Raw genomic sequence first — 14,956 nt, forward strand, 5'->3', positions numbered from 1 at the left:
GGCTTATCCCCTCGCCTCGCGGCTATCGGCCAGGATCGCCAGCACCAGTTGCTGGAAATCCAGACCGGCGGCGCGCGCGGCCATGGGCACCAGGCTGTGGTCGGTCATGCCCGGTGCGGTGTTGACTTCAAGCAGCCAGAAACGCCCTTCGGCGTCCTGCATCACGTCGGCCCGTCCCCAGCCCTGGATGCCCAGTGCGTCGCAGGCGCGCGCGGTGAGATCCTTCAGCTCGCTTTCCTTGGCCTCATCGAGGCCACAGGGCACCTGGTAGCGGGTATCGCTGGCCAGGTACTTGGCGTCGTAGTCGTAGAAGGTGTGCGGCGTACCCAGGCGGATCGCCGGCAGCACCTGCCCGCGCAAGGTCGCTACGGTGAATTCCGGGCCGCTGATCCACTGCTCGACCAGCACCTGCGAGTCGTAGCGGGCCGCCTCGCGCCACGCCGCGATCAATTCGTCGAGCCCGCCGACCTTGGCCATGCCGATGCTCGAACCTTCATGGGCCGGCTTGACGATCAGCGGGAAACCCAGTCGTTGCGCGGCTTCGCGGCAATCATCCTCGCTGCCCAGCACCGCGTAGTCCGGGGTCGGCAGGCCGAGGCTGCGCCAGACCCGCTTGGTCCGCAGCTTGTCCATCGCCAGCGCCGAGGCCAGCACGCCGCTGCCGGTGTAGGGAATGCCCGCGCACTCGAGCAGGCCCTGCATGCTGCCATCCTCGCCGCCACGACCATGGAGAATGATGAAGGCACGGTCGATCTTCTCCTCGACCAGGCGATGCAGCAGGTCGTCGCCGACATCGATGCCAAAGGCGTCGACCCCGGCGGCCAGCATGGATTGCAGGACCATGGCGCCAGACTTCAGCGACACCTCGCGCTCGGCGCTCTTGCCGCCGAACAGCACGGCGACGCGACCGAAGGCCCTGGGATCCTGGGTGCCGTTCAGCAGGCTATCGAGGCTAAGGTTCATGCGCCCTTCCCTCCCTTGCCGGCGAACAGCGGGTTCCTGATCAGTTGCGGGGCCAGGCCGCCGACATCGCCAGCGCCCTGGCAGAGCAGGATGTCGCCGGCGCGCAGCAGCGGCTTGACCAGCGGCGCCAGGTCGGCGTCGCGCTCGAAGTAGATCGGGTCGAGCTGGCCGCGCTGGCGGATGCTGTGGCACAGCTGGCGACTGTCGGCTCCCGGGATCGGCTCTTCGCCGGCCGGATAGACCTCCATCAACAGCAGCACGTTGGCCTCGCCCAGCACCTGCACGAAGTCTTCGTACAGGTCGCGGGTACGGGTATAGCGATGCGGCTGGTAGACCATCACCAGGCGACGCTCCGGCCATCCGCCACGGATCGCCTTGATCACCGCGGCGACTTCGCGCGGATGGTGGCCGTAGTCGTCCACCAGCATCACGCTACCGCCCTCGACCTGCAGCTCGCCGTAGACCTGGAAGCGCCGGCCCACGCCCTGGAAGCCGGACAGGCCCTGGACGATGGCTTCGTCGGAAATGCCTTCGTCGGTGGCGATGACGATGGTCGCCAGGGAATTCAGCACGTTGTGCAGGCCGGGCATGTTCACCGAGACGTCCAGCGGCTCGCGCTCCGGGCGCAGCACGGTGAACCAGGTGCGCATGCCTTCCTGGCGGATGTTGATCGCGCGCACGTCGGCGTCTTCGCTGAGGCCGTAGGTCACGGTCGGGCGGGCGATCTGCGGAAGGATCTCGCGCACCACCGGGTCGTCCACGCACATCACCGCCAGCCCGTAGAACGGCAGGTTGTGGAGGAACTCGACGAAGGTCTTCTTCAGCTTGTTGAAGTCGCCGCCGTAGGTCGCCATGTGGTCGGCGTCGATATTGGTGACCACCGCGACCATCGGCTGCAGATGCAGGAAACTGGCGTCGCTCTCGTCGGCCTCGGCCACCAGGTAGCGGCTGGCGCCGAGCTGGGCGTTGGTCCCGGCGGCGTTCAGCCGGCCACCGATGACGAAGGTCGGGTCCAGGCCGCCGGCGGCGAACACCGAGGCGATCAGGCTGGTGGTGGTGGTCTTGCCGTGGGTGCCGGCGACCGCGATGCCGTGCCGGTAGCGCATCAGCTCGGCGAGCATCTCCGCGCGCGGCACCACCGGAATCCGCCGTTCCAGGGCCGAGGCCACTTCCGGGTTGGCTCGGTTGATGGCGCTGGACACCACCAGCACATCGGCGCCGTCGGCGTTTTCCGCCTGGTGACCGATGAAGATCTGCGCGCCGAACTTCTCCAGGCGCTCGGTCACCGCCGAGGCCTTGAGGTCCGATCCGGACACCTCGTAGCCGAGGTTCAGCAGCACTTCGGCGATCCCGCACATGCCGGCGCCGCCGATGCCGACGAAATGGATGCGGCGGATACGGCGCATGGTCCGGGTGACGCCATTGGGTTCCTTAACCACGGGCCACCTCCAGGCAGGCATCGACCACCGTCCGGGTAGCCTCGGGTTTCGCCAGGCTGCGTGCCTGGTCTGCCATGGAGCGCAGGGTTTCGGGATGCATCAGGACCTCGGACAGCTGCGCGGCCAGTTCGGCCGCGCCGGTAGACTTTTGCGGCAGCAGGCGGCCGGCGCCGCTGCGAACCAGGAATTCGGCGTTGCGGGTCTGGTGGTCGTCGATCGCATGGGGCAACGGCACCAGGAAAGCGGGGAGTCCCGCGGCGGCCAGCTCGCTGACGGTCAGCGCGCCGGCGCGGCAGATCACCAGGTCGGCCCAGGCATAGGCCGCGGCCATGTCGCTGATGAAGGGCGCGACGTCCGCTTCGACCGCCACTGTGCGATAACGCTCGGCGGTAATCTCGGCATGCTGACGACCGGCCTGATGGCGGATTGCCGGACGGATTTCCAGCGGCACCTGCGCCAGGGCCTCTGGCAACAGCTTGTTCAGCGGTTCCGCGCCAAGGCTGCCGCCGAGCACCAGCAGATTGACCCGACGGCCGGTCAGCGGCGCGCGGGCGTGCGCGTCGAGGAACAGCTCGCCGCGCACCGGATTGCCGGTGGTCAGACGCTTGTCACTGGCCGGGAAGGTATCCGGGAATGCCTCGCAGACGCGCCTGGCGATCGGCGCCAGGCTGCGGTTGGCGGTGCCGGCCACGGCGTTCTGCTCGTGGATCACCAGCGGCACGCCGTTGAGGCGCGCAGCCAGGCCGCCCGGGCCGGTGACATAGCCACCCAGGCCGAGCACGCAGACCGGCCTCAGCTGGCGGATCACCCGCAGCGCCTGGAACAGCGACTTGAGCAGTTCCAGCGGCGCCTTGACCAGCGACTTCAGGCCCTTGCCGCGCAGCCCGCTGACCTGGATCAGGTGCAACGGCAGGCCGGCCTTGGGTACCAGGTCATTCTCGATGCCGCGCGGCGTCCCCAGCCAGTGCACGGCATAGCCGCGCGCCTGGAACTCCCGCGCACAGGCCAGCGCCGGGAACACGTGTCCGCCGGTGCCACCCGCCATGATCAGGACATTACCTTTCATCGGCAAAGTCCTCTTCGTTGAACTCATATTCCTCGCTACCCAGGTGGGTTCGCCGTTCCCATTCGATGCGCAGCAACATCCCCAGACAGGCACAGCAGATCACCAGCGAACTGCCGCCGTAGCTGAGGAACGGCAGGGTCAGGCCCTTGGTCGGCAGCAGGCCGACGTTCACCCCGATGTTGATCAGGAACTGGCCGATCCAGAGGAAGGCCAGGCCGTAGGCCACGTAGGCGGAGAAGAACTGCTTGGCCTGCTCGGCCCAGATGCCGATGTACAGCGCGCGCAGGCTGACGAACACGAACAGGGCGACGGTCGCCAGGGCGCCGACGATGCCCAACTCCTCTGCAAGCACGGCGAAGACGAAGTCGGTGTGCGCCTCCGGCAGGTAGAACTGCTTCTGGATGCTGTTGCCCAGTCCCATGCCCAACCAGCCGCCGCGGCCGAAGGCGATCAGCGCCTGGCTCAACTGATAGCCGGCGCCGAACTGGTCGGCCCAGGGGTCGGTGAAGTTGGTCAGGCGTGCCATCCGGTAGGGCTGGGTCTGGATCAGCAGGACCACCGCGCCGACCGCCAGCAGCACCATCAGGCCGAAGCGGAACAGCCCCACCCCGCCGAGGAACAGCATGGCCGCGGCAGCGCCCATCATTACCACGGTGGCGCCGAAGTCCGGCTCGCGCAGCAGCAGGCCGGCCATCGGCAGCAACACCACGAAGGGCTTGAAGAAGCCCATCCAGCTTTCCCGGACCTCCTGCTGGCGGCGGATCAGGTAGCCGGCCATGAAGATCACCACGCAGACCTTGGCGATCTCCGAAGGCTGGATATTGAACAGGCCGAAGCCGATCCAGCGCATCGAGCCGTTCACCTCGCGGCCGATGCCGGGGGTGATCACCAGCACCAGCAGGCCGAAGGCGACCAGCAGTAGCTTCCAGCCCCAACGCTGCCAGGTGGCCATCGGGACCATCATGGTCAGGCCGCAGGAAATCAGGCCGATCACCAGGTAGATCAGGTGACGGACGGAGAAGTACAGCGGGTTGCCCGACTGCGCCGCCGCCACCTCGGAAGAGGCGGAAGTCACCATAACCAGGCCGAGGCCGAGCAGCGCCAGGCAACCCGCCAGCAGCGGGAAGTCCAGGTCGATGCCGTGCCGGCTCAACAGCGGCGACGGGAAGGGGCGCAACACCGACAGCATCACGCGAGTTCCTCTACGGCTTTGGCGAACAGGCGTCCGCGTTCTTCGAAGTTCTTGAACATGTCCAGGCTCGCGCAGGCCGGCGACAACAGCACCGCATCGCCTTCGCGGGCCAGCTCGGCGGCCTGCCGGACTGCTTCGTCCAGCGTTGCGACGCGCACCAGCGGTACCGCGTTGCCCAGTGCCTGGGCAATCAGCCCGGCGTCACGGCCAAGCAGTACCACCGCCCGGCAGAAGCGCGCGACCGGCTCGCGCAGGTCATGGAAATCGGCGCCCTTGCCATCGCCGCCGGCGAGCAGCACCAGCTTGCCGTCGATGTCGGCACCCAGCCCCTCGATCGCCGCCAGGGCGGCGCCGACGTTGGTGGCCTTGGAATCGTCGTAGTAGCTCACGCCCTGCCGCTCGCGTACCCACTGGCAGCGATGAGCCAGGCCGGAAAACGCCTTCAGCGCGCCGAGCATGGCGTCGAACGGCAGGCCGACCGCATGGCCCAGCGCCAGCGCGGCGAGCGCGTTGGAATAATTGTGGGCGCCACGGATCTTCAGTTCGCCAACCGGCAGCAGCTTGTCGAACTGGAACGCCAGCCACTTCTGGCCGTCTTCCTCGATCAGGCCGAAAGCCTTGAAGTCCGGCTTGTTCAGGCCGAACGACCAGCACGGCACGGTATCGGCGATCAGCGGTCGGGTCAGGGCATCGGCGCGATTCACCACGACCTGGCGGGCACCGCGGAAGATCCGGTGCTTGGCCAGGTGGTAGTCAGCCATGCCGTCGTAGCGATCCATATGGTCTTCGCTGACGTTCAGCACGGTCGCCACCTCGGCGTTGAGGCGATCGCAGGTTTCCAACTGGAAGCTCGACAGCTCCAACACGTACAGCTCGATGTCGTCGGCCAGCAGGTCGAGCGCCGGGGTGCCGAGGTTGCCGCCGACGGCGACACGCTTGTCCGCGGCCACCGCCATTTCGCCCACCAGGGTGGTCACGGTGCTCTTCGCGTTGGAACCGGTGATGGCGACGATCGGGGCCTTCGCCTCGCGGGCGAAGAGATCGATGTCACCGGAGATGCGCACGCCTTTCGCGGCGGCCTGTACCAGCGCGGGGGTGCGCAGCGACAAGCCGGGGCTGACGTAGAGTTCGCGGGCGGAGCAGAGGAACTCGGCGTCGAGTTCGCCGCAACGCACTTCCACCTGCGGATACTGGGCACGCAGGGTGGCCAGCTCCGGCGGGTTCTCTCGGGTATCGACCACGGCGAAAGGCAAGCCGCGGCGCGCCAGGTAGCGCACCAGGGACATGCCGCTCTTGCCGAGGCCGACAACGATGCGGAAGTGGTCGGAGGCGATCAGGCTCATGCTCTCTTCGTCCTCAACGCAGCTTCAAGGTGGCGAGGCCGATCAGCACCAGGATCACGGTGATGATCCAGAAGCGCACGATCACGCGCGGCTCCGGCCAGCCTTTCAGTTCGAAATGGTGATGGATCGGCGCCATGCGGAAGACGCGGCGTCCGGTCAGCTTGAAGGAAGCGACCTGGATCATCACCGAGAGGGTTTCCATGACGAACACCCCACCCATGATGAACAGCACGATTTCCTGGCGCACGATCACCGCGATGGTGCCCAGCGCGGCGCCCAGCGCCAACGCGCCGACGTCGCCCATGAAGACCTGCGCCGGATAGGTGTTGAACCAGAGGAAGCCGAGGCCGGCGCCGACCAGCGCGGCGCAGAACACGATCAGCTCGCCGGCGCCCGGTACGTTGGGAATCAACAGGTACTCGGCGAACTTCACGTTGCCCGACAGGTAGCAGAAGATGCCCAGCGCGCCGGCAACCATTACCGTCGGCATGATCGCCAGGCCGTCGAGACCGTCGGTGAGGTTCACCGCATTGCTCGAACCGACGATGACGAAGTAGGTCAGGACCACGAAGAAGATGCCCAACTGGATCTCGACGCTCTTCAGCATCGGCACGATCAGGGTGGTCTCGATCGGGGTTTCGGCAGTCATATAGAGGAACACGGCGGCGCCGATGCCGAACACCGACTGCCAGAAGTACTTCCAGCGGCTCGGCAGGCCGCGGGAGTTCTTCTCGATCACCTTGCGGTAGTCGTCCACCCAGCCGATGGCACCGAACAGCAGGGTAACGACCAGCACCACCCACACGTAGCGGTTGGAAAGATCCGCCCACAGCAGCGTACTGATGGCGATGGCGGTAAGGATCAGGGCGCCGCCCATGGTTGGGGTGCCCTTCTTCGACAGGTGCGACTGCGGACCGTCGTTGCGCACGGCCTGGCCGATCTGGCGGATCTGCAAGGTACGGATCATCCAGGGACCCAGCCACAGCGACAGCGACAGCGCGGTGAGCACGCTGAGGATGCCGCGCAGGGTCAGGTACTGGAAGACGCCGAAGCCCTTGTAGAACTGTTGCAGGTATTCGGCCAGCAGCAGGAGCATTAGTGACTCTCCTCGGAGGAACCGCACAGCGCCGCGACGACTTTGTCCATCGCCGCGCTGCGGGAACCCTTGATCAGAATGGTGGTTGTCGGTTGTTCGGTGGCCAGCGCCCGGATCAGGCTGGCCTGGTCGGCGAAATGCCGGCCCGCCTCGCCGAACGCCTGCACGGCGTTGGCCATCAGTGGCCCGACCGCGTACAGCGCGGATACCTTGCCGGCGGCGTAGGCGCCCACCTCGCGGTGGGCCTGCTCGGCCCAGGAACCGAGTTCGCCCATGTCTCCGAGGACCAGGACGGTGCGCCCGGAAAAGCCGCCCAGTATATCAATCGCCGCCAGCATTGACGCGGGGTTGGCGTTGTAGCTGTCGTCTATCACACGCAGCCCGCTGGCAGTCAGCTGCGCTACCGCGCGGCCCTTGACCGGTTGCAGCGCCTGCAGCCCGGCGACGATCCCGTCCAGCGGCACGCCCAGCGCATGGGCCGCGGCAGCGGCGGCCAGCGCATTGGCCACGTTATGCCGGCCCAGGAGATTGAGCTGGACCTGTGCCTCGCCCGCTACGCCGTGCAGCCGGAAGCCCATGCAGCCACGCGCGTCGCGCTGCAGATCGGCGGCATGGAAGTCGGCCTGGGCCTGCTCGAGGGAGAAGGTCAGCAGCGGACGCCCGTTGGCCCGCGCCTTCCAGGTGGCGAAGGCCTTGTCGTCCAGATTCAGCACCGCGGTGCCGTCGGCGGCCAGGCCTTCGAGGATCTCGCCCTTGGCCTCGACGATCTTCTCCGGCCCGCCGAACTCGCCGACATGGGCGGTCCCGGCATTGGTGATGATCGCCACGTGCGGGCGGGTCAGTCCGACCGTATAGGCGATCTCGCCGATGCGCGAGGCGCCCAGTTCGATCACTGCGCTACGGTGCTGCGGCGCCAGTTGCAGCAGGGTCAGCGGTACGCCGAGGTCGTTGTTCAGATTGCCACGGGTCGCCAGCACCGACTCGGCGTCGCCGGCCTGGGTACGCAGGATGCTGGCGAGCATCTCCTTGACCGTGGTCTTGCCGCTGGAGCCCGTCATGGCCGCCAGCGGACCGGTGAACTTGCGCCGGTTCAGCGCGCCCAGTCGCCCCAGGGCCGCACGGGTATCGCGCACCAGCAATTGCGGCAGGGGCGCGTCGGCGACTTCGCGCTCCACCAGCGCAGCCACCGCGCCCTTGGCGGCAACCTCGGCGAGATAGTCGTGGCCGTCGAAACGCGGCCCACTCAGGGCAATGAACAGTTGGCCGGGCCCGATGGCGCGACTGTCGGTGGAAACCGCCGAAAAGACGGCGTCCTCGCCGATCAGGCGGGCGTCCAGCGCGACCGTCAACTGGCTGAGGCGAAGAGGCTCAAGCATGCGGCACCTCCCAGGCGGCCAGGGCGCGCTCGGCCTGCTCGATGTCGGAGAACGGATGGCGTACGCCGTCGATCTCCTGATAATCCTCGTGACCCTTGCCGGCCAGGAGCACCACGTCATCCACCGCAGCGGAAGCAATCAGATGGGCGATCGCCTCACCGCGCGACGGCAGGAAGGTAACCTTGTCAGCGGCAGCGAAGCCTTTGCGGATATCGGCGATGATCGCCGCACTGGCCTCGGTGCGCGGGTTGTCGTCGGTGACCAGCACCCCATCCGCCAGGCGTTCGGCGATCGCAGCCATCAGCGGACGCTTGCCGGCATCGCGATCGCCACCGCAGCCGAACAGGCATAGCAGGCGCGCGGCCGCGTGCGGACGCAGGGCCTCCAGGACTTTTTCCAGGGCGTCGGGAGTATGCGCGTAGTCCACCACCACCAGCGGCTTGTCGCCGCCTCCCAGGCGCTGCATGCGGCCGACCGGCCCCTGCAGTTGCGGCAAGGTGCGGAGGATATCGCCCAGGGGATAACCCAGGCCAAGCAACGCACCGACCGCCGCCAGCAGGTTGCTCAGGTTGAAGCGGCCGAGCAACGGGCTGCGCAGCAGGCCCTCGCCGTGCGGAGTGACCAGCGCCGCCTCGATGCCGGCGTCGCCGAAGCGCGCTTCGCGGCAATAGAGGAACGCCGAGCTGTCGGTGAGGCTGTAGGTGATCAGCTCCGAGTACTGCTCCTCGCCGGCCAGTCGACGGCCGAAATCGTCGTCCAGGTTGACCACCCGGCAGCGCAGGCCCGGCCAGGCGAACAGCTTGGCCTTGGCGGCGGCGTAGGCCTCCATCGAGCCGTGATAGTCGAGGTGGTCGCGGGACAGGTTGGTGAACACCGCGATATCGAAACCGAGCGCCGCCACGCGCCCCTGGTCGAGGCCGTGGGAAGACACTTCCATCGCTACCGCGCGGGCGCCGGCCTGCTTCAGCGTGGCCAGCGTGGCCTGCACGGCGAGCGGGTCCGGGGTAGTGTGGCGGCCGCTTTCCAGCGCGCCATAGAAACCGGTGCCGAGGGTACCGACGATGCCGCAGCGCTCGCCGAGCAGGTCGAGGGCCTGGGCCACCAGTTGGCTGACGCTGGTCTTGCCATTGGTGCCGGTGACGCCGATCAGGTCCAGCCCGCGGCTCGGCTCGCCGTAGAAACGCCCGGCGACCGCCGACAGTTGCGCGGCCAGCCCCTTCACCGCGATCAGCGGCGCATCGCTGGGCGGCAACTCTCCGGCGCCTTCCGCCTCGTAAGCCACGGCAGCCGCGCCCTTGGCCAGGGCATCGGCGATGTGCGCACGACCATCCTGGCGCCCGCCCGGCACCGCCAGGAACAGGTCGCCCGGACGAACGCCGCGGCTATCCAGGGTCAGCTCGCGGATCAGCAGATCGCGCTCGGCCTGGGGAAACAGTTGGTTCAGGCTCATAGGCATCAGCCACGCCCTCCTTTTGCGGGCGCAGCATTGACCTGCTGCTGTTCGGTGGCCGTCGGCAGGTTATCCGGCGGCACGTTCATCAGGCGCAGCGCGCCAGCCATGACCTTACTGAACACCGGCGCCGACACCAGGCCGCCGAAGTAGCCCGCCTTGCTCGGCTCGTCGATCACCACGACCATCGCGATGCGCGGATCGGTGGCCGGGGCGAAACCGGCGAACAGCGAGCGATAGGCGTTTTCCCGGTAGCCCTTGGTGCCGACCGAGACCTTGCGCGCGGTCCCGCTCTTGCCGGCGGCGTGGTAACCCGGGACCTGGGCGCGGAACACCCCGCCCTGGGCCTCGACCACTTGTTGCAGCATGCCCTGCACGGTGGAAGCCACTTCAGGCGAGATCACCTGCACGCCATCCGGCACGCGGTCGACGCGGGTCATGCTCAGCGGCACGCTCTTGCCGTCGTTGGCCAGGGCCGCATAGGCATGCGCCAACTGGATCGCGGTTACCGAGAGACCGTAGCCGTAGGCCAGGGTCGCGGTTTCCGCCTTCGGCCACTTGCGGTGGTTGGGCAGGTTGCCGACGCGCTCGCCGGGGAAGCCCAACCCCGTGTCCTGCCCGAGACCGACCTGTTGCATGACCGAGTAGATGGATTCGGCGCCGATGTCGAAGGCGATCTTGCTGATGCCGACGTTGCTCGACTTGATCAGGATGCCGGTGAGATCGAGTTGCCGCGAATTGCGCGAGACGTCGCGGATGGTGTAACGGCCGATCTGCAGGGTGCCCGGGTAGACGTCGACGATATCGCTGGGTTTCCAGCGCCCGCTGGCCAGCGCCGCGCTCATCGAGAACGGCTTAACCGTCGAGCCCGGCTCGAACACGTCGATCATCGCCCGGTTGCGCATGGCCGCCGGCTGCAGGTTACGACGATTGTTCGGGTTGTAGGTGGGCTGGTTGGTCATGGCCAGGATTTCCCCGGTCTTCACGTCCATGATCACCAGGCTGCCGGCCTTGGCGCCGTTCTCCACCAGCGCATTGCGCAGTTCACGGTGGGCCAGGTACTGCAGGCGGAGGTCGATGGACAGCGCCAGGGTCTTGCCCGGCTTGGCGTTCTTGGTGACCTGCACGTCCTTGATCACCCGGCCACGGCGGTCCTTGAGGACCTGGCGCTTGCCCGGCACGCCGGCCAGCCACTCGTCGAAGGCCAGCTCGATGCCCTCGCGGCCACGGTCGTCGACATCGGTGAAGCCGACCGCGTGGGCCACCACTTCGCCCGCCGGGTAGAAACGACGAAACTCCTCGATGGAGTAGACGCCGGGTACCTTCAGACTGATCACGCCTTCGCCCTGCTCGGGGGTCAGGCCACGAACCAGGTAGATGAATTCGCGCTCGGCATTCTGTTCGATGCGATCGGCGAACAGCTTGGTGTCCTGGCCGAGCGCCGCCGCCAATTGAGGCCAGCGCTCCTTGGCGGCCATCAGTTCCTTGGGATTGGCCCACAGGGTGGTGACCGGGGTACTCACCGCCAGCGGCTCGCCGTTGCGGTCGGTGATCAGGCCACGGTGCGCAGGGATGGCGATATGCCGAACGCTGCGCGCGTCGCCCTGGCCCTTGAGGAAGTCATGGTCGATCACGTGCAGGTCGACGATCCGCCAGACGATGGCGCCGACCATCGCCAGCAGCAGGCCGACGATCACGCAGAACCGCCAAGGATAGAGCGCGCCCTGGAAATGGTTCAGCTTCATGGCGCCACCATCCTGACCTCGGACGGGTCGGGCACGCGCATGCGCAGTTGCTCCACCGCCAGGCTTTCGATCCGGCTATGGGCGGTCCAGGTGCTCTGTTCGAGGATCAGCCGGCCCCACTCGGCCTGCGCCTTGTCGCGCACGCTCAGTTCGGAATACAGCGAGTTGAGCAGTTGCCGGTTCCAGTAGGTGCTGTAGGCCACCGCGATCGCTGAAAGCAGCAGGCTTATATAAAGCAGCAGCATGAGAAAGCTGCCGGTGGGCAGGCGCTTGACGAAGAGGCGGCTCATTTCAGCTTCTCCGCGACACGCATGACCGCGCTGCGCGAACGCGGGTTGGCCTTGAGTTCAGCCTCCGAAGCGTACTGCGGCTTGCCCAGCAGCTTCAGGCGCGGCTCGAAGACCTTGGAGCGGATCGGCAGATCGCGTGGCAGGTTGTCCGCCTCGCCCTTGGCATGCTTGCGCATGAACAGCTTGACGATGCGGTCTTCCAGGGAGTGGAAGCTGATCACCACCAGGCGGCCGCCGACGGCCAGCGATTCGAGCGCCGCATCGAGGCCACGCTCGAGATCGCCCAGTTCGTTGTTCACATGGATGCGCAGGCCCTGGAATGCCCGCGTCGCCGGGTTCTTGCCTTTCTCCCAGGCGGGATTGGCGACCGTGATCACTTCGGCGAGATCGGCGGTCCGCTCGAACGGGCGCTCCTGACGGCGCTGCACGATGGCGCGGGCCATGCGCTTGGCGAAACGCTCTTCGCCATATTCCTTGAAGACCCGGGCGATCTCCTCCTCCGCGGCGCTGGCGATGAACTCCGCAGCGCTGATGCCCTGGCCTGGATTCATGCGCATGTCCAGCGGACCGTCGTTGAGGAAGCTGAAGCCGCGCTCGGGATCGTCGAGTTGCGGCGACGACACGCCAAGGTCGAGCAGGACGCCATCGACCCGCCCTTCGAGACCGCGTGCGCGCACCTCATCGCCCAGTTCGGCGAACGAGCGCTGCACAATGACGAAGCGGCCGTCTTCGGCCGCCAATGCTTTTCCTGTCTGGATGGCCTGGGGATCTTTGTCGAATCCGAGCAGGCGCCCCCCGGTGCCCAGTTTCTCGAGCAAGGCTCGACTATGGCCCCCTCTTCCGAAGGTACCGTCCAGATAGCAGCCGTCCTCCCGTGGGGCCAGCGCGGAAACGGCCTCCTCGAGCAGAACGGTGATATGGCGGTAGGTGGCATTCATAGTCAAAGGATCAGGTCGCGTAGTTCGTCCGGCAGCCCACCGGGTTGTTTGATTGCCGCCAGGTCGGCTTCAGCCATGGCGTTCCAGGCATCCTCATCCCACAACTGAAACTTGTTCAGTTGCCCCACCAGCATCGCCCGCTTGTCCAGCTTGGCGTACTCGCGCAGGCGCGGCGGAATCAGGAAACGCCCGTTTCCGTCCAGTTCCAGATCGACGGCATTACCGATCAGCAGTCGCTGCAGGCGCCGGGTCTCCTCACGCAGGGACGGCAACTCGCGCAGCTTGGCTTCGATCAGTTCCCATTCGGGCAAGGGGTAGACGGTGAGGCAAGGGTCGACTGCATCGATGGTGACGATGAGCTGGCCGGCACAACGCGAAACGAGCTCGTCACGATACCGACTCGGCATCGCGAGGCGCCCTTTGGCGTCGAGACTGATGGCATTAGCTCCGCGAAACACGTCAGCGCTTCCCCTGTGGTTGGCTTTCCATGCCAATTGATCCCACTTTTACCCACTTCATACCACTTCTGCACACTATAGAAATCCACACTCCCCACCGTCAAGGCGCGTCAGAAGTGAAAAATCCTTACAGGACGGAGATTTAGCGTGCTTTTGGAAGGTTGCGGAGCGCTTTTAGAAGTAAAAGAGATGACAAAACACAATAAGTCCAAAGTCTTAGCCTTCGAACTTAAAGTGATTTATCAAGAGTTGCGGCTTTTCGCTTTTGCGACGGACGGATAAAACCGGGAAAAAGCGAAGAGAGTGGGAAGAAGTGGGAGAGTCGATCTATAAGCCGGGTTCTGTCGAGGACAGCCATTCCTCTGGGACGCACATCACTGTACGCCTCAAGCGACCTACCCGAATCCAACGCGGGCCGCGCCAATGGATTCCTATTTGGTCTTGCTCCGAGTGGGGTTTACCTAGCCACGCACTGTTGCCAGCCGTGCGGTGCGCTCTTACCGCACCTTTTCACCCTTACCGGCGCTGCTGCGCTTAGGCGGTTATTTTCTGTGGCACTTTCCGTAGGCTCGCGCCTCCCAGGCGTTACCTGGCACTCTGCCCTATGGAGCCCGGACTTTCCTCCACCGCGCTATTGCGCGACAGCGACTGCCCAATCGACTCTCCGCCGACAAGGTTAGCGGGAGCAGGCGCGAAGAACAAGCTCAACTCTTCCCTTGGCGCTGCAAAGCCTGTTGATACAAAAGGTTTTTTCGCACCCCGGTGATTTCCGCCGCCAGCGCCGCGGCTTTCTTCAACGGCAGCTCGGCAAGCAGCAGGTCGAGCACCCTGAGCGCCTCTGCACCGATCGACTCCTCGCCTTCCGGCGCCTGCCACCCCGCCACCAGCACAACGCACTCGCCGCGCTGCTGGTTGCTGTCCGACGCGACCCAATCGTGCAGTTCGGCCAACGGTAGGCTGCGGATGGTCTCGAAGGTCTTGCTCAGCTCCCGCGCCAGCACCGCACGGCGCTCCCCGCCGAACACGTCGCGCATGTCCGCCAGGCTTTCCAGCAGACGATGGGGCGCCTCGTAGAAAATCAGCGTACGCGGCTCTTCCTGTACCGCCTGGAGGCGGCTGCGCCGTCCCGCAGCCTTGGCGGGCAGGAAACCTTCGAAGATGAACCGGTCCGACGGCAATCCCGCCGCCGACAGCGCCGCGATCAGCGCGCAGGAGCCCGGCACCGGGACGACCCGGATACCCAGCGCCTGCGCCTGGCGTACCAGGTGGAAGCCGGGATCGGAAATCAGCGGGGTACCGGCGTCCGAGATCAGCGCCACGTCGTCGCCGGACTGCAGGCGGGAGATGAAACGGCCGCCCTCCTCGCGCTCGTTGTGTTCGTGGCAGGCGGCCAGCGGCGTCTCGATGCCGAAGTGCTGGAACAGGCGGATCGAATGGCGCGTATCCTCCGCGGCCACCAGCGCCACCTCGCGCAACACCCGCAGGGCACGCGGGGTGATGTCGTCGAGATTGCCGATCGGGGTCGCCACTACGAACAGAGTGCCTGCTGACACGAAAACACCTCGGGAGCTATCTGAAAAGATGGCATTGTATCGCGATT

General features: G+C 66.3%; 13 protein-coding genes and 1 other RNA gene. All 14 read right to left on the bottom strand.

The features are described from left to right. Window positions 1–3: 3 nt before the first annotated feature. A complete protein-coding gene (locus PSPA7_RS23735) occupies window positions 4–963 on the bottom strand; it encodes a D-alanine--D-alanine ligase (RefSeq protein ID WP_012077191.1) in 960 nt (319 codons plus the stop codon). After that, window positions 960–2,402 carry a UDP-N-acetylmuramate--L-alanine ligase gene (gene murC / locus PSPA7_RS23740; protein ID WP_012077192.1) on the bottom strand — a complete coding sequence of 481 codons (1,443 nt, stop codon included), beginning with the start codon at window positions 2,400–2,402 and terminating at the stop codon, window positions 960–962. The genes PSPA7_RS23735 and murC overlap by 4 nt, the downstream gene beginning before the upstream one ends. Then, a complete protein-coding gene (gene murG, locus PSPA7_RS23745; protein ID WP_012077193.1) occupies window positions 2,395–3,468 on the bottom strand; it encodes an undecaprenyldiphospho-muramoylpentapeptide beta-N-acetylglucosaminyltransferase in 1,074 nt (357 codons plus the stop codon). The genes murC and murG overlap by 8 nt, the downstream gene beginning before the upstream one ends. Then, a complete protein-coding gene (gene ftsW, locus PSPA7_RS23750; RefSeq protein WP_003094125.1) occupies window positions 3,458–4,657 on the bottom strand; it encodes a putative lipid II flippase FtsW in 1,200 nt (399 codons plus the stop codon). The genes murG and ftsW overlap by 11 nt, the downstream gene beginning before the upstream one ends. Then, a complete protein-coding gene (murD, locus tag PSPA7_RS23755; RefSeq protein ID WP_003103104.1) occupies window positions 4,657–6,003 on the bottom strand; it encodes a UDP-N-acetylmuramoyl-L-alanine--D-glutamate ligase in 1,347 nt (448 codons plus the stop codon). The genes ftsW and murD overlap by 1 nt, the downstream gene beginning before the upstream one ends. A gap of 13 nt (window positions 6,004–6,016) precedes the next feature. Further along, on the bottom strand, window positions 6,017–7,099 hold the full coding sequence (mraY, locus tag PSPA7_RS23760; protein ID WP_003094129.1) for a phospho-N-acetylmuramoyl-pentapeptide-transferase: 1,083 nt from the start codon (window positions 7,097–7,099) through the stop codon (window positions 6,017–6,019). Next, window positions 7,099–8,475, bottom strand: coding sequence for a UDP-N-acetylmuramoyl-tripeptide--D-alanyl-D-alanine ligase (locus PSPA7_RS23765; protein ID WP_012077194.1), 1,377 nt, complete (start codon window positions 8,473–8,475; stop codon window positions 7,099–7,101). The genes mraY and PSPA7_RS23765 overlap by 1 nt, the downstream gene beginning before the upstream one ends. Then, on the bottom strand, window positions 8,468–9,931 hold the full coding sequence (locus tag PSPA7_RS23770) for a UDP-N-acetylmuramoyl-L-alanyl-D-glutamate--2,6-diaminopimelate ligase (RefSeq protein ID WP_012077195.1): 1,464 nt from the start codon (window positions 9,929–9,931) through the stop codon (window positions 8,468–8,470). The genes PSPA7_RS23765 and PSPA7_RS23770 overlap by 8 nt, the downstream gene beginning before the upstream one ends. Further along, complete coding sequence (gene ftsI, locus PSPA7_RS23775) at window positions 9,931–11,670, bottom strand: peptidoglycan D,D-transpeptidase FtsI (protein ID WP_012077196.1); 1,740 nt, start codon at window positions 11,668–11,670, stop codon at window positions 9,931–9,933. The genes PSPA7_RS23770 and ftsI overlap by 1 nt, the downstream gene beginning before the upstream one ends. After that, complete coding sequence (gene ftsL, locus PSPA7_RS23780; RefSeq protein WP_003150404.1) at window positions 11,667–11,960, bottom strand: cell division protein FtsL; 294 nt, start codon at window positions 11,958–11,960, stop codon at window positions 11,667–11,669. The genes ftsI and ftsL overlap by 4 nt, the downstream gene beginning before the upstream one ends. Continuing rightward, on the bottom strand, window positions 11,957–12,898 hold the full coding sequence (rsmH, locus tag PSPA7_RS23785) for a 16S rRNA (cytosine(1402)-N(4))-methyltransferase RsmH (protein WP_012077197.1): 942 nt from the start codon (window positions 12,896–12,898) through the stop codon (window positions 11,957–11,959). Before rsmH ends, ftsL begins: the two co-directional genes overlap by 4 nt. Before the next feature lie 2 nt (window positions 12,899–12,900). After that, window positions 12,901–13,356 carry a division/cell wall cluster transcriptional repressor MraZ gene (mraZ, locus tag PSPA7_RS23790; protein ID WP_003103101.1) on the bottom strand — a complete coding sequence of 152 codons (456 nt, stop codon included), beginning with the start codon at window positions 13,354–13,356 and terminating at the stop codon, window positions 12,901–12,903. A gap of 314 nt (window positions 13,357–13,670) precedes the next feature. After that, window positions 13,671–14,020, bottom strand: an RNA gene (gene rnpB / locus PSPA7_RS30505) — RNase P RNA component class A. 40 nt (window positions 14,021–14,060) lie between these two features. Next, window positions 14,061–14,909, bottom strand: a complete 849-nt coding sequence (gene rsmI, locus PSPA7_RS23795) for a 16S rRNA (cytidine(1402)-2'-O)-methyltransferase (RefSeq protein WP_033998158.1) — start codon at window positions 14,907–14,909, stop codon at window positions 14,061–14,063. Window positions 14,910–14,956 lie beyond the last annotated feature (47 nt).

The sequence above is a fragment of the Pseudomonas paraeruginosa PA7 genome (assembly GCF_000017205.1).
GTDB classification, from domain to species: domain Bacteria; phylum Pseudomonadota; class Gammaproteobacteria; order Pseudomonadales; family Pseudomonadaceae; genus Pseudomonas; species Pseudomonas paraeruginosa.

Bases quoted from the DNA above. Each gene is read 5' to 3' on its own strand.
- PSPA7_RS23735 (WP_012077191.1), bottom strand. From the start codon at position 963: ATGAACCTTAGCCTCGATAGCCTGCTGAACGGCACCCAGGATCCCAGG.
- murG (WP_012077193.1), bottom strand. From the start codon at position 3,468: ATGAAAGGTAATGTCCTGATCATGGCGGGTGGCACCGGCGGACACGTG.
- ftsW (WP_003094125.1), bottom strand. From the start codon at position 4,657: ATGCTGTCGGTGTTGCGCCCCTTCCCGTCGCCGCTGTTGAGCCGGCAC.
- murD (WP_003103104.1), bottom strand. From the start codon at position 6,003: ATGAGCCTGATCGCCTCCGACCACTTCCGCATCGTTGTCGGCCTCGGC.
- mraY (WP_003094129.1), bottom strand. From the start codon at position 7,099: ATGCTCCTGCTGCTGGCCGAATACCTGCAACAGTTCTACAAGGGCTTC.
- PSPA7_RS23765 (WP_012077194.1), bottom strand. From the start codon at position 8,475: ATGCTTGAGCCTCTTCGCCTCAGCCAGTTGACGGTCGCGCTGGACGCC.
- PSPA7_RS23770 (WP_012077195.1), bottom strand. From the start codon at position 9,931: ATGCCTATGAGCCTGAACCAACTGTTTCCCCAGGCCGAGCGCGATCTG.
- ftsI (WP_012077196.1), bottom strand. From the start codon at position 11,670: ATGAAGCTGAACCATTTCCAGGGCGCGCTCTATCCTTGGCGGTTCTGC.
- ftsL (WP_003150404.1), bottom strand. From the start codon at position 11,960: ATGAGCCGCCTCTTCGTCAAGCGCCTGCCCACCGGCAGCTTTCTCATG.
- rsmH (WP_012077197.1), bottom strand. From the start codon at position 12,898: ATGAATGCCACCTACCGCCATATCACCGTTCTGCTCGAGGAGGCCGTT.